At 32.8% G+C, this 16174-nt stretch carries 14 protein-coding genes; 5 read left to right on the forward strand and 9 right to left on the reverse strand.

The window, feature by feature from the left end; translation table 11 throughout:
- The 5 genes from ACFSC2_RS20815 to ACFSC2_RS20835 all read right to left on the reverse strand — a co-directional run bounded on the left by ACFSC2_RS20815 (position 1) and on the right by ACFSC2_RS20835 (position 3925).
- Positions 1-393, reverse strand: coding sequence for a DUF4348 domain-containing protein (locus tag ACFSC2_RS20815; protein WP_379812960.1), 393 nt, complete (start codon positions 391-393; stop codon positions 1-3).
- Positions 393-935, reverse strand: coding sequence for a DUF1697 domain-containing protein (locus tag ACFSC2_RS20820; RefSeq protein ID WP_379812962.1), 543 nt, complete (start codon positions 933-935; stop codon positions 393-395). The genes ACFSC2_RS20815 and ACFSC2_RS20820 overlap by 1 nt, the downstream gene beginning before the upstream one ends.
- A 72-nt stretch (positions 936-1007) precedes the next feature.
- A complete protein-coding gene (locus tag ACFSC2_RS20825; protein ID WP_379812964.1) occupies positions 1008-1439 on the reverse strand; it encodes a hypothetical protein in 432 nt (143 codons plus the stop codon).
- Positions 1440-1584: 145 nt separating this feature from the next.
- Positions 1585-2016 carry a hypothetical protein gene (locus ACFSC2_RS20830; RefSeq protein WP_379812965.1) on the reverse strand — a complete coding sequence of 144 codons (432 nt, stop codon included), beginning with the start codon at positions 2014-2016 and terminating at the stop codon, positions 1585-1587.
- 139 nt (positions 2017-2155) lie between these two features.
- Complete coding sequence (locus tag ACFSC2_RS20835) at positions 2156-3925, reverse strand: hypothetical protein (RefSeq protein WP_379812966.1); 1770 nt, start codon at positions 3923-3925, stop codon at positions 2156-2158.
- Positions 3926-4174: 249 nt separating this feature from the next.
- Here ACFSC2_RS20835 and recG point away from each other — a divergent pair, with 249 nt between their 5' ends.
- Entirely contained in the window at positions 4175-6283 is a 2109-nt protein-coding gene (gene recG, locus ACFSC2_RS20840) for an ATP-dependent DNA helicase RecG (RefSeq protein WP_379812968.1), read from the forward strand.
- A gap of 343 nt (positions 6284-6626) precedes the next feature.
- On the opposite strand, the gene ACFSC2_RS20845 is transcribed toward recG, so the two are convergent.
- The 4 genes from ACFSC2_RS20845 to ACFSC2_RS20860 are packed head-to-tail and all read right to left on the reverse strand — an operon-like array spanning position 6627 to position 9151.
- Entirely contained in the window at positions 6627-7229 is a 603-nt protein-coding gene (locus tag ACFSC2_RS20845; RefSeq protein ID WP_379812970.1) for a PAS domain-containing protein, read from the reverse strand.
- A gap of 56 nt (positions 7230-7285) precedes the next feature.
- Complete coding sequence (locus ACFSC2_RS20850) at positions 7286-7630, reverse strand: hypothetical protein (RefSeq protein ID WP_379812972.1); 345 nt, start codon at positions 7628-7630, stop codon at positions 7286-7288.
- A gap of 38 nt (positions 7631-7668) precedes the next feature.
- Complete coding sequence (locus ACFSC2_RS20855) at positions 7669-8523, reverse strand: hypothetical protein (RefSeq protein ID WP_379812974.1); 855 nt, start codon at positions 8521-8523, stop codon at positions 7669-7671.
- A gap of 28 nt (positions 8524-8551) precedes the next feature.
- Positions 8552-9151, reverse strand: coding sequence for a TlpA family protein disulfide reductase (locus ACFSC2_RS20860; RefSeq protein ID WP_379812976.1), 600 nt, complete (start codon positions 9149-9151; stop codon positions 8552-8554).
- A gap of 479 nt (positions 9152-9630) precedes the next feature.
- Between ACFSC2_RS20860 and ACFSC2_RS20865 the strand changes: the two genes are divergently transcribed.
- From ACFSC2_RS20865 to ACFSC2_RS20880, 4 genes are all read left to right on the forward strand, one after another.
- Positions 9631-10689, forward strand: a complete 1059-nt coding sequence (locus ACFSC2_RS20865) for an efflux RND transporter periplasmic adaptor subunit (RefSeq protein WP_379812978.1) — start codon at positions 9631-9633, stop codon at positions 10687-10689.
- Positions 10690-10770: 81 nt separating this feature from the next.
- On the forward strand, positions 10771-13866 hold the full coding sequence (locus ACFSC2_RS20870; protein ID WP_379812980.1) for an efflux RND transporter permease subunit: 3096 nt from the start codon (positions 10771-10773) through the stop codon (positions 13864-13866).
- Between the two features lie 65 nt (positions 13867-13931).
- Positions 13932-15242, forward strand: a complete 1311-nt coding sequence (locus ACFSC2_RS20875) for a TolC family protein (protein ID WP_379812981.1) — start codon at positions 13932-13934, stop codon at positions 15240-15242.
- Between the two features lie 27 nt (positions 15243-15269).
- The gene (locus tag ACFSC2_RS20880) at positions 15270-16133 is read left to right on the forward strand and encodes a bestrophin family protein (protein WP_379812982.1); all 864 of its coding nucleotides are present in this window, start codon (positions 15270-15272) and stop codon (positions 16131-16133) included.
- The last annotated feature ends 41 nt before the right edge of the window (positions 16134-16174 follow it).

Consider the following 16174-nt stretch of genomic DNA (forward strand, 5'->3'; position numbering starts at 1 on the left):
TTAGGTCGATTGATCAATCCAGGTTTTAAGGAACCATTTATTGTCTTTTAATTCAAAAATATAATCTGCGTAGATGCCGGTATCAATACCGCGTTGTTGAACAATTGCAGATTTTTGTTTTAGGACATTTTTTTGTCTAAAATCCATATTTTTATCATCCAGCTTTAGGATTCTATAATTCTTCTGCGTTATTGTAACGGTTATATCTTGCAGATTATCATCAATTGTTTTGATTGTTAAAGGGAATTTTACGCGGCTTAATTGAAAATCTTTATCTTCATTAAACTTCTTCAGAAAAGAATTAAAATTTTCACTTTTAGCTTTGGTGTTTTGCTGTGCTGTTGATAACTGGCAAAAACAAATTATAAAAAGGACTGCAATTATTTTTTTCATTATTCTTCGTAGATTTTAAGCAAGTTCGTAACCGTATTCCAGTTTCGCATTGTTGCTGTAACGTTTAATTTTTTTTCAATATATTTTTGGTCAAATCTTGTTTTTCCAGCTCCCACGGCATATTTAATAAATATTCTGTTGGCATCTATACTTGCTTCGTCTGGCTTAAACTGACTTATTTTCAAATCATTTATACTTTCTTTTTTCAACGGAATCGAAACAAAAGAAACGTATAGCTTTTTGGTATCGGCATCCTTTTCATTCAAATAAGGATTGTTTTTAAAACACAATTCAAGATCTTCTTTATTAATCACAATCACAGGAACTTCATGTCCGAAAACTTTAAAGATTTCCTGTTTGATCATAAAACCAACTTTAGCTGCATTTTCTTCTTCTGAATCAACAAACACATTCCCAGATTGAAGATAAGTTCTAATATTTTGAAATCCTAAATTTTCGAGCATCGTTTTCAGGGCTTCCATTTTGATCATGTTATGTCCCGAAACGTTGATACCGCGCAATAAAGCCAAATGTGTTATCATGTATAAGTAGATTTTAAAAACAAAAAAGCATTCAGTTTTGAATGCTTTTTGTTTTACAAATTTATAGAATTTTTATTTCTCTTTTTCATAAACCAATTCTGGTCCGTCACAATTTTGCCAAGTGCTGTACATTTTTTTCGAAGAATTGATATAAAGTATCTCTTTTGGATCTGAAGAACAGCTTCCTATTATATCATTGTCTTTTTCATAAACCAGCTCAAATTGAATTTCTTTCTGTGTTATAGTAATCGAATAGGTTCCTGAAACAGTGATCGATTTATTATCTCTCAATCTCGTCTTTGTAAAAGTTCCGTTTTCGTTAAAATCATAAGATTCCTCCCATTCTAAACCACTAGAAAAACTAATTGCAGGTGTAAAAGCAGATGACATTTTTGTCAATTTCCAATTTCCAAAATAATCCACATCGCCAGTTGCAATTGCTTCGTCATTGGAGCAAGAAACTAGCGTTAATACTAGAATAAATAAAGTTACTATTCTTTTCATTTGGTGGTTTTGGTCGGTTTGGTTTTATTGTTTAAGCCAATATACTTATATTTTAACAAATGGCTTTGCTAATGCAAACGTCAAAAATCAAAATATATTATGCGTCAAATCATTTTTATTTTATTTTATTTTTTTTACCTATCCTTTACTTTATTTTGGTGTAAACAAACATAGGTCCATCACAATTTCTCAATGAATTATTTAATTTCCCCAAAGAATTAACAGATAAATTTTCTTTTAAACTTGTGCAGCTCCCAACGATATCACTAGATTCCTTATATACCAACTCCAAACCAAATTCAGAAGAAGTAACTACTTCCGTATAAGTTCCTGATACGGTTGTAGTCTTATTATCTTTTATTCTTGTTTTGGTAAATTTTCCATTACTAAAAGAATACGTTTCTTTCCACTGCGGCGTATCAACACTGTTTGCTGCGGGATTAAAATTAGTAATCATTTGAGTAAGCTCCCATTTTCCTTCGTATATTGTAGTAAATCCTGTTTCTTTATCATTATCATCACTAGAACACGCAATCAGCGAAATCATCAATACAACTAATAATCCAATTTTTTTCATTTTTATAGTTTTAAGTTAATACTATAAAGATTACTATTTATGAGAACAGTTGCGTTGCCAATCTATAACTTAACATTAACTTAATCTGACTACCTTCTTGAACTATATACGGAATATACTACTTTTTAGTTTTCTTTATTTATTCAAAAGTCTCAATATCAAACTTTTCTAAAAACGCATTGAATTTCTTTTTGTATTTTTCTTTGGCATTATCCATAATATCATCCGTCTCTTCGTCATTTTCTAAAGCCTCAAAACCAAATGTACTTTTTATCCAATCTGCATAAATTTCTTTGTTTTCGCTTTCTTCATAATAATCTTCATCTTTGTAGAAATAGGCATTTTCGTGATCTACAGAAATTTCAGTATCATAACTCATAAGTCTAATCAAATCTTTTGTGTTTTCTGCCACGACATGTATACCGCCTTCATCACCAAAAACTACGATCGGGCAATTATTTAAATCTTGATCGATCAACCAATACGCATAAGAACTTCCCGAACCGTTTGCGCCGGCAAATTCAATAAAACTATTGTAGAATTCTTCTTCCTCAGACCAAGTTTTTATTCCGGTTTTATTGTCTGTAATGGTTAAACCGAAACATTCTGAATAAGTTTCAGATCCGTATTCCTGATCAAATTCATATAATTTTACTAAATCTTCTGGTAAAGCATAAGTGCCAAACTGTGCCGAAAATTCTTCTAACGAAAAACTATTATCGTATTCTGAGTCATCATCATCATCATCATCATCATCATCATTATCTTCAAACGATTTTTCATCATTTAAGATTTCAAAAGCTTCAACTATAGCATTTTTTACTGCAAAATATTCAATTCCTAAAGCATTTTCGTTGTCCATCCATTGACATTTTGTGCTTTCATCATCGTGTAAATATTCTAAAAGAAGCGAAATTTCATCTGTATCAATACATAAAAATCCTCTCATTCTAATATTGAATCCGTTTATTATTGTTGTTGAGATTTGATTGTATTTTTGACCTTCATAATCAAAATGAACAAAACTGTAATTTGCATAAGCGTCTTCACAATACAAACTTCCGTCACTTGCAGCATATTCTTTATCAGTCAATTCCTTAATCATGTTTTTAAATCTCTCGCGGAAATTTTTGTACAAATATTTTTCCGATTTACTTTCATCAATAAGCGAAAGACCTTTTTTAAAAACCTTTTCGTAATAATCATCAACCAAATATTCACTATCGTAATCATCAGAATGTTCGATATACGAATCTGAAACTATATCTGATAATTTGTGTGTTGATGGAAAATAATTTTCTAATATTACGATTGATCCTTCTCCATCACTTAATCTGCTGCAGATTGACACATCTGGACGATTTAAATTGAAAATTGCCTGTACAGAAGTAAAATTCTCGAAACGCATACGCATATCATCGCTGTAAATAAGCTTTGTAGTGGTGTCGCCTTTTACTAAAAGTTCTCCGTGATTATATTCACCCATAATGGTTTCACATTCTAAACCGCCGCCTAAATAGTGTATGTTTCCAAACAAAATTATATTTAGTGAAGTTGTTTTTCCTAATACAATTAATGCAGGTGAATTATCTGTATCAAAAGAACTTATACATTTTTTAACGGTTAGATTTCCTTTAAAAATAAAACCTAAAATAAAGATATTCTGATGTTCTTCTGTATTATAATCCATTTCAAAAACATCCATTTCAACATCATTTTCTGCTAATAAAAATATTGCATTATCTTCATCGTCAGGAAAACGCCAGGAATCTTCAAAAACATCGTAAATTTTTTCGTTTTCAAAATCAGTTAGATCTCCAATAATTTCATGGGCATTTTTTCTGTTTATTACTTTGAATTCGATGCCGTTAAATTTCATTTTTTCAAAAGGAACTTTTTCTTCTTTCATCAGTTGGTTATAATTTATGTAAGGTATTTGGCTTTAATTTTAACTAATCAAATATAAAAATTCAGTTTTATTAAAAATATTTTATTTGATTAAGGTTTTACAAATAATAAAATTGACGATTCATTTTGATTTTCAAAATTGCCAATTAAGGTTTATATTCGCTACTCCAAAAAAAGAGACAAATTCCAAAATACAAATTCCAAATTCCAAGATCCAAAAAATCTAAATTCTAAATTCTACAATTAAAAAATGTCTAATAATCTCTTAGAAACTCCTATTGAATACTTAAAAGGTGTTGGCCCGAGTCGCGGTCAGTTGCTTCGTAAGGAATTGGGGATTCATAAATATGGCGATTTAGTCAATTTTTTTCCGAATCGATATATCGATCGTACACGATTTTATAAGATTAACGAATTACAGAATACAGGTGCTGAAGTTCAGATTATTGGAAAAATAATCAATATAAAAACGGTTGAATTTGCAAAAAACAAAAAACGTCTTGTTGCTTCTTTTGTAGATGAAACGGGACAAATTGACCTTAATTGGTTTCAAGGTCATAAATGGATTCGCGAAAGTTTAAAAATAAACGAACCTTTGGTAATTTTTGGAAAATGTTCTTTGTATGGAAGCCAGTTTAGTATGGCGCATCCCGAAATTGAACTTTTAAGCGAACACGAAAAAAGTCTTCGTTCGGCCATGCAGCCAGTTTATCCTTCTACAGAAGCTTTGACAAATAAAGGAATTTCTAACCGAACCATTAACAAATTAATGGAACAGCTTTTTCTAGAAACTCAGGCTTTGTTTACCGAAACTTTCCCTGCTTATTTGATCGAAGAATTAAAATTGATGCCAAAAAAAGCGGCTTTATTTAATATTCATTTTCCAAAAAGCGCCGAAATTTTAGCGAAAGCACAATTCCGATTGAAATTTGAAGAGTTGTTTTTTATTCAATTGCAGTTAATTACAAAAAACTTAATTAGAAAACACAAAATAAAAGGGCATCCGTTTACCAAAGTGGGCGAACTTTTTAATGATTTTTACCAGAATCACCTTCCTTTTGCTTTGACAAATGCTCAAAAAAGAGTAATTAAAGAAATTAGGACTGATATGGGAAGTAACGCCCAAATGAACCGTCTTTTGCAAGGTGATGTTGGATCTGGAAAAACAATTGTCGCTTTTATGAGTATTCTTTTGGCAATTGATAACGGTTTTCAAGCGTGTTTAATGGCTCCGACAGAGATTTTGGCCAATCAGCATTTTTTGGGTTTATCAGAACTGGCTCAGACTTTAAATATAAATATCAAAATATTAACGGGTTCTACAAAAATAGCCGCTCGAAAAATCATTCATGAAGAACTTGAAAATGGCAGTTTGCAGATTTTAATCGGAACGCATGCTTTGCTGGAGGATAAAGTTAAGTTTCAGAATCTTGGCTTGGCTGTAATTGATGAACAACATCGATTTGGTGTTGAACAACGTTCTAAATTGTGGAAGAAAAATGAGATTCCGCCACACGTCTTGGTGATGACCGCGACACCAATTCCAAGAACTTTGGCAATGAGTTTGTACGGCGATTTGGATATTTCAGTTATTGATGAATTGCCTCCAGGAAGAAAACCAATTGAAACAGCACATCGTTTTGATACCAATCGTTTGAAAGTATGGAAATTCCTTCGCGACGAAATTGCAAAAGGAAGACAGATTTATATTGTATATCCGCTGATTCAGGAATCTGAAAAAATGGATTATAAGGATTTAATGGACGGTTACGAAAGTATTTCTCGTGATTTTCCGTTACCGCAATATTCCATTTCAATTCTGCATGGCAAAATGAAACCTGCTGATAAAGATTCCGAAATGAAACGTTTCTCTGAAGGGAAAACCAATATTATGGTGGCTACAACGGTTATTGAAGTTGGAGTAAATGTACCGAATGCCAGTGTAATGATTATTGAAAGTGCCGAACGTTTTGGTCTTTCGCAGCTGCATCAGCTTCGTGGACGCGTGGGTCGAGGTGCCGAACAGAGTTATTGCATTTTGATGACCAGTCATAAATTGAGTGCCGACAGTAAAACCAGAATGGAAACCATGGTTCGTACCAACGACGGTTTCGAACTTGCCGAGGTCGATCTTAAACTTCGTGGTCCCGGTGACATGATGGGAACACAGCAAAGTGGTGTTTTAAATCTTCAAATTGCTGATATTGTAAAAGATAAAGAAATTTTGTCTTTGGCAAGAAATTATGCGATGAAATTGCTTAAAGAAGATTCGGCAATGCAAAAGCCTGAACACGCTGTCTTAAAAGCTGTTTTTATTGAATTAACCAAAAAGAAAAATATTTGGAATTATATTAGCTAATGCTAAGGTTCTGAGATGCTGAGACACTTAGGTACAAAGGCGCAAAGGGACATAGAGGCAAAGTTTTTTTCTTGAAACTTGAAATTCTTAACACCTAACTCTTAACTCTTAACTCTTAACTCTTAACTCTTAACTCTTAACTCTTAACTCTTAACTCTTAACTCTTAACTCTTAACTCTTAACTCTTAACTTGAAACCTGAAACCTGAAACTTGAAACTTCAAACTTCAAAAAAAATATCCTCCATTGCACCAAATACTCAATATTATTAACTTGATTAAATTTGTTGGGGGGCAAATATAATTTTGTGAGTATCTCAGCTGATGCAATGAAGAATATATCAATTATTTTTTTGAGGTGTCTTTCTTTTCAAAAAAACCGCTAAACAAGCCTTTGCTTATTTTATTTTTATCATCTTTTCCTGTTGAGATAAGATGGTCTACATATTCCATATATGTTTTTTTACGTTCTTCTAAAAAACCTACTAAATACTCTTCAGAAGCTTGTATTCCGCTGGTTTCTTCTATCTGAAGCAGTTTTTTGTACAATGGTTCGATAAACTTTACGATGATCTCGTTTGGAACTGATTTTCTGGTTCCAAAAAAACCGATTATATCACCATCAGTATCTGCGATAATTTTAAAATCGGTTACAACCCAGTAATAACGGCCTGTTTTAGCCATATTTTTTATGATTACATGAATATTTTCACTCGATTTAATACTATCCCATAAGAACTTAAAAATTACTTTTGGCATATCCGGATGACGTATAATATTGTGCGGCTGTCCCACAAGTTCAAATTCATCATAACCAGAAACGTCAATAAAGTCTTCATTGGCATACAAAATAGTTCCCTTTTTATCGGTTTTACTTAGCAGTACTTTATTCTTATTCCAATCAACTTCCCTATCAGAAGGCGTTGGTCGAGTAATTCTGGTATCCATAGATATTTGTATTTAAATTAATATACAATTCGTGTCTTAAATGAATTCTTTGATTTTTAATTTAATTCAATTTCTAAAATGAGCAGGGTATTTTTTATTTTACGGAAAACGGTTTCCAATTCTCCTTGCAGCCAATACGGAAGCTCATTATTTACAGCCAGATTCAAATGATGAATATCGCTTGTAATCCGAATTAGTTTTTGATATTGGTAATCTAAATTATGTACTTGCGGATTATTTCTGTATCCTTTTAAAATTTCAGCCACTTCTTGTGCAAATTCGGTTTCTGCACCAATTTTTTCAATAGAATTTAAAGTAATGCTTTCTGACATGAAGGCATCGAATGTTGTTTTCAAATTATGCAGTGTAGGCATTGCGGTTGGTAAATCATTTTTGAACATAACAGGTAACGGATTGGGAAGTTGGTTTTTGTAAAATTCTAGTTTCTGTTATTTGTTGACTTTACATGAATATCATTCACCAAATCATCAATCTTTTTAGCACTTTCGCGCATCATTTCAAGATAAGTCAACAGTTTATCATTGTCGGTATGTCCTTTTGAAACATCAATTAATTTTAAAACTGAATTTACCGGCAGTTTTAAGTCTAATGTAGTTCTATGAATAAAATCGTTATACTCTTTTCTAGCCGACATAGAACTGAATTTTGCCGAAGCCAGTTTCATGTTCTCAATTTCGTATTCATCAGAAATTTTAGAAATATGATTTTCACTATGTTCCTTAAAATAATAAGCCCAATAACCATTCATAAGAAACACAACTGCGGCCAAGACTATATGCATAATAAGCGTTTCAAGATCAAAATTGACTTGCGAAAAATAAACCTGAAGTCCGTTTGCATCACTGTAGATAAAGTTTTGAAGATAAGCCAAACCCGCATGATGCAGTACAACTAATAAAGTAAGCGGAATCTGAAGCTTCCAATTTTGATAAATAATCAAAATTGTACTAGCAATAAATACTGTAAAATGCATCTCAAACATTCCGTGCATTTGATAAATATACTGCGCCATAAAAATGGCTAATACAACAGACAAAACGTATTGATAAAATTTGGAGTTTTTGACAAAAAACTTAGCAGAATAATACGCTAAAAGATTTAAAGTTCCCACTCCCACTCCAATTTCAAAAGTGTCGTACTTAAAAGAAAGTCCAACACCCAAAAGAAAATAAGCGGCTAAAACATAATTAATAATCGAATCTGATTTCTGCGTCATGGTCGCCATAAAACTGTGCAGATAATCTTGTTCATTCAAACTTGCTTTTGTTTTCATAGGTTAATAGATTTAGGTAGTTGATAGATTATTTAGTGCATTTTGGTAAAGAACATCCGTAAGCTCGAAGAGCTAAAGCGTTAAACAAAGGGGCTGTATTTTTATTTAACAAGGAGTCAATTGCCATTTGAGCATAATTGCTCTGAGAGTCGGTACAATATCTGGTTTTGTTGTAATTGCCTCGATAATAGAGATTATGAGAAGCATCCATTAAAACCGCTTGAGGCGTAGAGAAAACACCACATTTTTTCGCAATAGATTCTTCAAAATATACAGGAATTTTGGCGTCAAACTTTTGCTGAATTTCTTCAATCGTATAATTTTTATTTTTGTTTAAAACCACAATTTTAAAGTTGATTTTATCGCCGTACTTTTTGATCAAACCACTTACATGAGGCACATTAAACCTTGAACAGGGACAATCTGGATTAAAAAAATGGACAAAAATGGGTTTATTATCGTAAGCACAGCATTGGTCCAAATCTATTTTAGATCCCATTGCGATGTTTTTATAGTTTTGTGGAACTGGAGTCGGAAGGCTGTATTTAAATTCATTCTGCCAAAACAAACAACTGATTGCAAGTAGTAGTGCAATAAACCATAATGAAAGAAGTATTTTTTTTCTCATAAAAAAACATTTTTCAATTAATAGAGCAATCTAAAAAAGATAAACAATTGTTAATAAAATTATCAATTATAATTGAAATAAAACTCAAAAAACAACTTCAAGTATTCTTTTTTAACAATAAAAATATTTAAAACTCTAAATTTAACTTTAAAATTTTTTGTTTTGTTTAACATATCAATGTTACGAAATAAAATCGACAAACTGCAAAAAAAATCAGACAAAATGAATATTTTTTTTCATTATATTTTTGTGACATTCCTGATAACAAGCAAAATAAAGAGCGAAACAACTTTCTTTATAAAAAAAAGATAAAAAAAAATTAATTTTAAATTAAACCTTTTCGCGTCTATACAGTCTAATGCAAACCTTTGTACATACAAATGTTAAATAAACAATAAGCTCTTTCGATTTCGCCCCAAAAAGTTAAATTTGCAAGCTTACCCAAAACAAAAAACTAAAAACCATTTTACCTCAATTTTATGAAAGTAAAACACCTCATTTACACCCTATTAATAGTTGGAATAGGAAGTTTCATTGCTTATAGAATCGTTTCGAATAAAAGCAAAAACGACGATTCAAAAAAGTTTAATGACAAAGGCAAACCAACAACTGTTAATGGCATTGTGGTCAAAACTTCAACCTTTGACAATAATTTATCACTTTCTGGTTCTATTGAAGCAAATGAGCAGGTAGAAATTCATAGTGAGGTTTCTGGAATTGTAGAAGGTATTTTCTTTACAGAAGGCACCAATGTAACAAAAGGTCAGGTACTTTTTAAAGTTAATGATATTGAATTAAAAGCTCAGTTAAGACAAGCTGCAACCAGAGAAGGTTTAACTACTGAAAACGAAAGAAGAGCAAAATTACTTTTACAAAAAGAAGCCATAAGTCAAGAAGAATACGATATTGCAAGAGCCGATAATGCATCTGCACAAGCACAAAGCCAATTAATTAGAGCGCAGATTGCTAAAACTTCTGTAAAAGCACCTTTTTCTGGAAAAATTGGTCTTCGTTCTATTTCTCCTGGAACTTATATTACACCAACCGTTTTAGTAGCTAAACTCGTTAATACATCAAAATTAAAAATAACTTTTTCTATTCCTGAAAAATATGCTGCGCAAGTAAAAAATGGTTCAACTATAGATTTTACGGTTTCAGGTTCAAACAAAACATATAATGCTAAGATTTATGCAATTGAACCAGAAGTTGCTATTGAAACTAGAACACTGCAAATTCGTGCGATTGCTGATAATGTTGACGGAAAACTTTTCCCTGGAACTTTTGCTGATGTAAAATTACCGCTGAATATCATTAAAGATGCAATTGTAGTTCCTACAGAAGCGATTATTCCGGTACAAAGCGGAAAAAAAGTATACATTGCTAATATAGGCAAAGCCAAAGAAGTAATGGTAGAAGCAACAACAAGAACTGATGCTTCTATTCTTGTATTATCTGGATTAAAAGCTGGAGACACTTTAATTACAAGCGGTGTCATGACTTTGAAAAACGACGCCCCAATTATTGTTAAAGTTAAGTAATTGCAGACTTTAGATGGTAGACTTTATATTTTTTCCTGAATCTAAAACCTAAAATCTGAATTCTAAAATCATAAATCACACATGAGTTTATCTACTACCAGCATAAGAAGACCTGTTTTAACCATTGTACTGAATCTTTTAATTATATTATTCGGTTTTATTGGTTATACTTTTTTGGGTGTTCGAGAGTTTCCTTCTATCGACCCTGCTCAGGTTTCTATTCGTACCAATTATACAGGTGCGAACTCCGATATTATCGAATCACAAATTACTGAACCTCTTGAAAAAGCTGTAAATGCTATTGACGGAATCAGAAACATTACTTCTTCTAGTAACCAAGGAAGCAGTAATATTACTATAGAGTTTAACCTTGACAAAAACCTTGAAGAAGCGGCAAACGACGTCCGTGACAAGGTTTCGCAGGCTGTCCGCAATTTACCCCAAGATATTGATGCGCCGCCAGTTGTTTCAAAAGCAGATGCTGACAGCGAATCGATCATTTCGATGACGGTACAGAGCGACACCAGAAGCTCTTTGGAATTAAGTGATTATGCAGAAAATGTCATTTCGCAGCGTTTAGAAACAATTCCCGGCGTTAGTGCTGTACAAATCTGGGGGCAAAAACGTTACGCAATGCGTTTATGGATCGACCCGGTAAAATTAAATGCCTACAAATGTACCGTTTCTGATGTTCGAAATGCCTTAAACGCACAGAACGTAGAATTACCGTCTGGTAAACTTACAGGAAATAATACCGAATTGACCGTAAAAACAATTGGAAATCTCTCCAAACCAGAAGAGTTTAATAATATCATCATTCGCACAGATGGAGACAAGATTGTTCGTCTAAGCGATATTGGCGGCGCTGAGCTGGGACCAGAAAACATCGAAACCTCTTTAACATCTTCTGGGCTTCCTATGATTGGTCTTGCTATTGTGCCGATGCCAGGAGCCAATTATTTGGATATTTCATCAGAATTTTATAAAAAATACGAAGCTTTACAAAAAGATTTACCTAAAGATATTAAGCTGAATATTGCTCTTGACAATACACAATTTGTAAAGAAATCGGTTTTAGAAGTTGCCGAAACGTTAGGGATCTCTATTGTACTTGTAATCATTATTATTTACCTATTCTTTAGAGACTGGGCAATTGCCTTCAGACCTTTAATTGATATTCCTGTATCGTTAATTGCTACTTTCTTTATTATGTGGCTTTTAGGTTTTTCTATAAATGTACTAACACTTTTAGCCATTGTACTTGCTACTGGTTTAGTTGTGGATGATGGAATTGTTGTTACCGAAAATATCTTTAAAAAAGTCGAAGAAGGAATGTCTCCTATAGAAGCTGCTATAAAAGGATCTAATGAAATTTTTTACGCTGTAATCTCTATTTCTGTGACTTTGGCCGCGGTATTTTTACCCGTAATTTTCTTAGAAGGTTTTGTGGGCCGACTCTTTAGGGAATTTGGTGTCGTTATTGGTGCTGCCGTGTTAATTTCCGCTTTTGTATCATTAACATTAACACCGATGTTAAACGCCTATTTAATGAAAGGCGGTGAACAGAAAAAATCGAAATTCTACATTAAGACGGAGCCTTTCTTTGAAAAATTAAATAGCGGCTACGCAGATGCATTAGCTGGTTTTATGAATAAAAAATGGATCAGTTTTCCAATCTTAATTGCTTGTTTTGGTTTGATTTATTTATTCTTTACCATATTGCCAAAAGAAACTGCACCATTAGATGACCGAAGCTCGGTTACAATGCGTATGACAACACCAGAAGGTTCTTCATACGAATACACAAACCGCTTTATGCAGGAAATCTCAAAGCTTGTTGATGATTCTATTCCAGAAAAAAAAGTTAGTTTGGTAATTACGGCTGGTGGTTCTGGAGGTTCAGCAACAAATTCTGGATTCATCAGACTTTCGCTGAAACAGCCTGACGAACGAGAAAAATCTCAAAAAGATATTGCAGACCAATTATCAAAATGGACTAAAAAATATCCTGATGCTAAAACATCTGTTATTCAACAACCTACAATTGCAGTAAACAGACGTGGAGGTTTGCCTATCCAATATATTATTCAGGCTCCGACTTTTGAAAAATTGAGAGAAAAAATTCCACTTTTTATGGATGAAGTTGGTAAAAGCGATGTATTCTCGATCACTGATGTGAATTTAAAATTCAACAAACCTGAAATCAATGTAAGTATTGACCGAGAAAAAGCAGAAAGTTTGGGCATTTCAATTATTGATATTGCACAGACCTTACAGCTTTCTTTAAGCGGACAGCGCTTTGGATATTTCATTAAAAACGGAAAACAATATCAAGTTATTGGTCAATTTGATCAAAAAGACCGTTCTAAACCGTTGGATTTAACTTCGATGTTTGTAAAAAATAATAAAGGAGAACTTATCCAAATGGATAATGTGGTCAATGTTGAAGAACAAAGCAATCCACCACAATTGTACCATAACAATCGTTATATGTCGGCGACTGTTTCTGCAGGTTTGGCGCCTGGGAAAAGCATAAGTGACGGAATTGAGGCAATGGATCAAATTAAAGCTAAAGTTCTAGACGAAACATTTACAACCGATTTGAGCGGAGAATCAAGAGATTTTGTGGAGAGTTCTTCCAATACCTCTTTTGCATTCGGATTAGCTTTGCTATTGATTTTCTTGATTTTAGCAGCACAATTCGAAAGTTTCATCGATCCGCTTATTATTATCCTGACAGTTCCTATGGCAGTAGCTGGAGCATTATTTTCACTATGGTTATTCAATCAGACCTGGAATATTTTCAGCCAGATTGGAACCGTAATGTTGATTGGTCTTGTAACCAAAAATGGTATTTTGATTGTCGAATTTGCGAACCAGCTTCGAGAACAAGGAAAACCAAAAATGGAAGCTATTTTAGAAGCTTCAGAAGCGCGTTTACGTCCAATTTTAATGACGAGTTTGGCGATTGCATTAGGAGCACTTCCTATCGCAATGTCACTTGGTGCAGCGTCAACCAGTAGAATTGGTATGGGGGTTGTCATTGTTGGCGGAACCATTTTCTCGTTAGCATTAACACTTTTCGTTATTCCGGCAATTTATTTCATGTGGTCAAAAGCCAGAAAACACTATCCGGAATTTGACAAAATTGACGAATACGAAAGAGACAGTAAATAATTTATAAACCTTAAATTCGCTCTATCTTTTTATGAATCAGCGAATTTAAGGTAAAAGAAAAATATATGAATACTAAATTTTTATTCTTTAGTTTACTAATAAACTTCTTCTTTGCATCACATTTGAGCGCACAAGAGGTTCTGACTATTGAAGATGCTATGAAAATAGCTTTGGAAAATAATTTCGAAATCAAAATCGCTAAAAACAACACTGTTATCAGCGAAACAAATGTAACTGTTGGAAATGCTGGAATGCTGCCAACTGCTACGGCAAATGTTGTTGATAATAACAATATTACAAACTCGTCTCAGACACGTCAGGACGGTACAACAACGAAGCTAAATAATGCAAAAAACAACAGTTTAACTTATGGCGTAAGTTTAGGCTGGACAGTTTTTGACGGTATGAAAATGTTTGCCAGATTTGACCAATTAAAAGAGCTTCAAAAACTTGGTGATGCTGAACTTAAAAGAACTATTTTAGTAAAAATTGGCCAGGTAAATTCTGCGTATTATGATCTTGTACAACAGCAGCAGCAACTATCGGCTTTAGATACTACAATTGTAATTTCTAAACAAAGATTGACCTTGGCACAAAATCGTTTCAGTATTGGAAAAGCTTCAAAATTAGAAGTTTTAAATGCTCAGGTTGATTTAAACTCAGATCAAGTTGCTTTGTTGAGACAAAAAGAATCATATGCTAATGCGAAGATTTTATTGAATCAATATTTGGCTCGTGATCCTAAAATTGATTTCAAAGTTACCGACGAAGTAACAGTTGACAATAAATTGGTTTTGGTTGATTTAATGGAATTGGCGCAAAAACAAAATCCAGCTCTTGAAGCGCAAGTAATTAATAAAAGAATTGCCGAATTACAGTTGAAACAAGTAAAAGCAGACCGTTATCCTGTTTTGAGATTAACCACAGGTTATAATTTTTCTGAAAGTGAGTCTAGTTTAGGTTTTACAAGTGCAACATCTAATAAAGGTTTAAATTACGGATTTAATGCTTCAATGAACATTTTTGACGGATTCAATCAGCATCGAAATGAGAAAGTTGCCAAATTGCAGATTGAAAACACGCAAATTGCAATCGAACAGCAGAATTTGATATTAAACACACAATTAAGCACTGCCTATCAGACGTATCTAACAAATTTAGAATTGATTGATTTAGAAGAAGATAACGAAGCTATCGCGAAACAAAATCTTGATATTACATTGGATAAATTTAGAATCGGAACTATTACAACCCTTGATTTTAGAACCGCTCAGCTCAATTATGTAAACGCAAAAGTACGTTACAGCAATGCACAATATGAAGCAAAATTATCTGAAATTGCGTTGAAAGAATTAGCAGGAAATATTAATTTTTAATCTAAATTTGTTTCAAAACAAATACAAATGATCTCGTATAATACCAAAGACTGGTTTACATTTATTTTTCTTTTTCACAAATCGGATACCGTTAGGAAATTGCTTCCAATAATGTTAGCGATTGGATTTTATGCCGCTGTGATTGGATATTTAGAGATTCATTATTTTAAAGTTACCAAGAACGATTACATTCACAATATTCCGATTATGCACGGAATGCTTGGCTTTGTGATTTCACTTTTACTTGTTTTTAGAACAAATACTGCCTATGACCGCTGGTGGGAAGGCCGTAAACTTTGGGGAGGTTTGGTAAATAACAGCCGTAATTTTGCTATAAAGCTTTCTGCTATTCTAAAAGAGGAAAATGATAGAAAGTTTTTTAGAAAATACATTCCGATGTATGCTGATATTCTTTATAAACACTTAAAAGACCAAGAAACAAGCAAACAGCTTTTTGAAGATGTTGATTTGGAAATTGATCATCATAAACACAAACCAAATCAGTTAAAAAAAATAATGTATCATAAAATCAACGATTTGTATGATGCAGGTAAAATTACAGGCGATCAGCTGATTACGATAAATGATGAGCTGGTTGCTTTTACTGATATTTGCGGTGCGTGCGAACGTATTAAAAACACGCCCATTCCCTACTCTTACAGCGCTTTTATCAAAAAATTCATTTTCTTTTACACCATGACACTTCCGTTTGGTTATTCTGTTAGTCTTGGATATTTCGTTGCGCCGGTAGTAGTTTTCATTTTTTATGTTTTAGCAAGTTTGGAACTTATTGCTGAAGAAATCGAAGATCCGTTTGGAGATGATGAAAATGATCTTCCTACCAAAAAAATCTCCGAAAATATCAAAAAACACGTAGAAGAATTGCTATAATTAAACGTTAAATCTGTCGCGGCTACTATTATTTTCATTAA

The organism is Flavobacterium artemisiae, assembly GCF_042678225.1.
GTDB lineage: Bacteria > Bacteroidota > Bacteroidia > Flavobacteriales > Flavobacteriaceae > Flavobacterium > Flavobacterium artemisiae.

What these genes read in the sequence shown, in the direction of transcription:
- ACFSC2_RS20815 (WP_379812960.1), bottom strand. Translation starts at nt 393, where the DNA reads ATGAAAAAAATAATTGCAGTCCTTTTTATAATTTGTTTTTGCCAGTTA.
- ACFSC2_RS20820 (WP_379812962.1), bottom strand. Translation starts at nt 935, where the DNA reads ATGATAACACATTTGGCTTTATTGCGCGGTATCAACGTTTCGGGACAT.
- ACFSC2_RS20825 (WP_379812964.1), bottom strand. Translation starts at nt 1,439, where the DNA reads ATGAAAAGAATAGTAACTTTATTTATTCTAGTATTAACGCTAGTTTCT.
- ACFSC2_RS20830 (WP_379812965.1), bottom strand. Translation starts at nt 2,016, where the DNA reads ATGAAAAAAATTGGATTATTAGTTGTATTGATGATTTCGCTGATTGCG.
- ACFSC2_RS20835 (WP_379812966.1), bottom strand. Translation starts at nt 3,925, where the DNA reads ATGAAAGAAGAAAAAGTTCCTTTTGAAAAAATGAAATTTAACGGCATC.
- recG (WP_379812968.1), top strand. Translation starts at nt 4,175, where the DNA reads ATGTCTAATAATCTCTTAGAAACTCCTATTGAATACTTAAAAGGTGTT.
- ACFSC2_RS20845 (WP_379812970.1), bottom strand. Translation starts at nt 7,229, where the DNA reads ATGGATACCAGAATTACTCGACCAACGCCTTCTGATAGGGAAGTTGAT.
- ACFSC2_RS20850 (WP_379812972.1), bottom strand. Translation starts at nt 7,630, where the DNA reads ATGTTCAAAAATGATTTACCAACCGCAATGCCTACACTGCATAATTTG.
- ACFSC2_RS20855 (WP_379812974.1), bottom strand. Translation starts at nt 8,523, where the DNA reads ATGAAAACAAAAGCAAGTTTGAATGAACAAGATTATCTGCACAGTTTT.
- ACFSC2_RS20860 (WP_379812976.1), bottom strand. Translation starts at nt 9,151, where the DNA reads ATGAGAAAAAAAATACTTCTTTCATTATGGTTTATTGCACTACTACTT.
- ACFSC2_RS20865 (WP_379812978.1), top strand. Translation starts at nt 9,631, where the DNA reads ATGAAAGTAAAACACCTCATTTACACCCTATTAATAGTTGGAATAGGA.
- ACFSC2_RS20870 (WP_379812980.1), top strand. Translation starts at nt 10,771, where the DNA reads ATGAGTTTATCTACTACCAGCATAAGAAGACCTGTTTTAACCATTGTA.
- ACFSC2_RS20875 (WP_379812981.1), top strand. Translation starts at nt 13,932, where the DNA reads ATGAATACTAAATTTTTATTCTTTAGTTTACTAATAAACTTCTTCTTT.
- ACFSC2_RS20880 (WP_379812982.1), top strand. Translation starts at nt 15,270, where the DNA reads ATGATCTCGTATAATACCAAAGACTGGTTTACATTTATTTTTCTTTTT.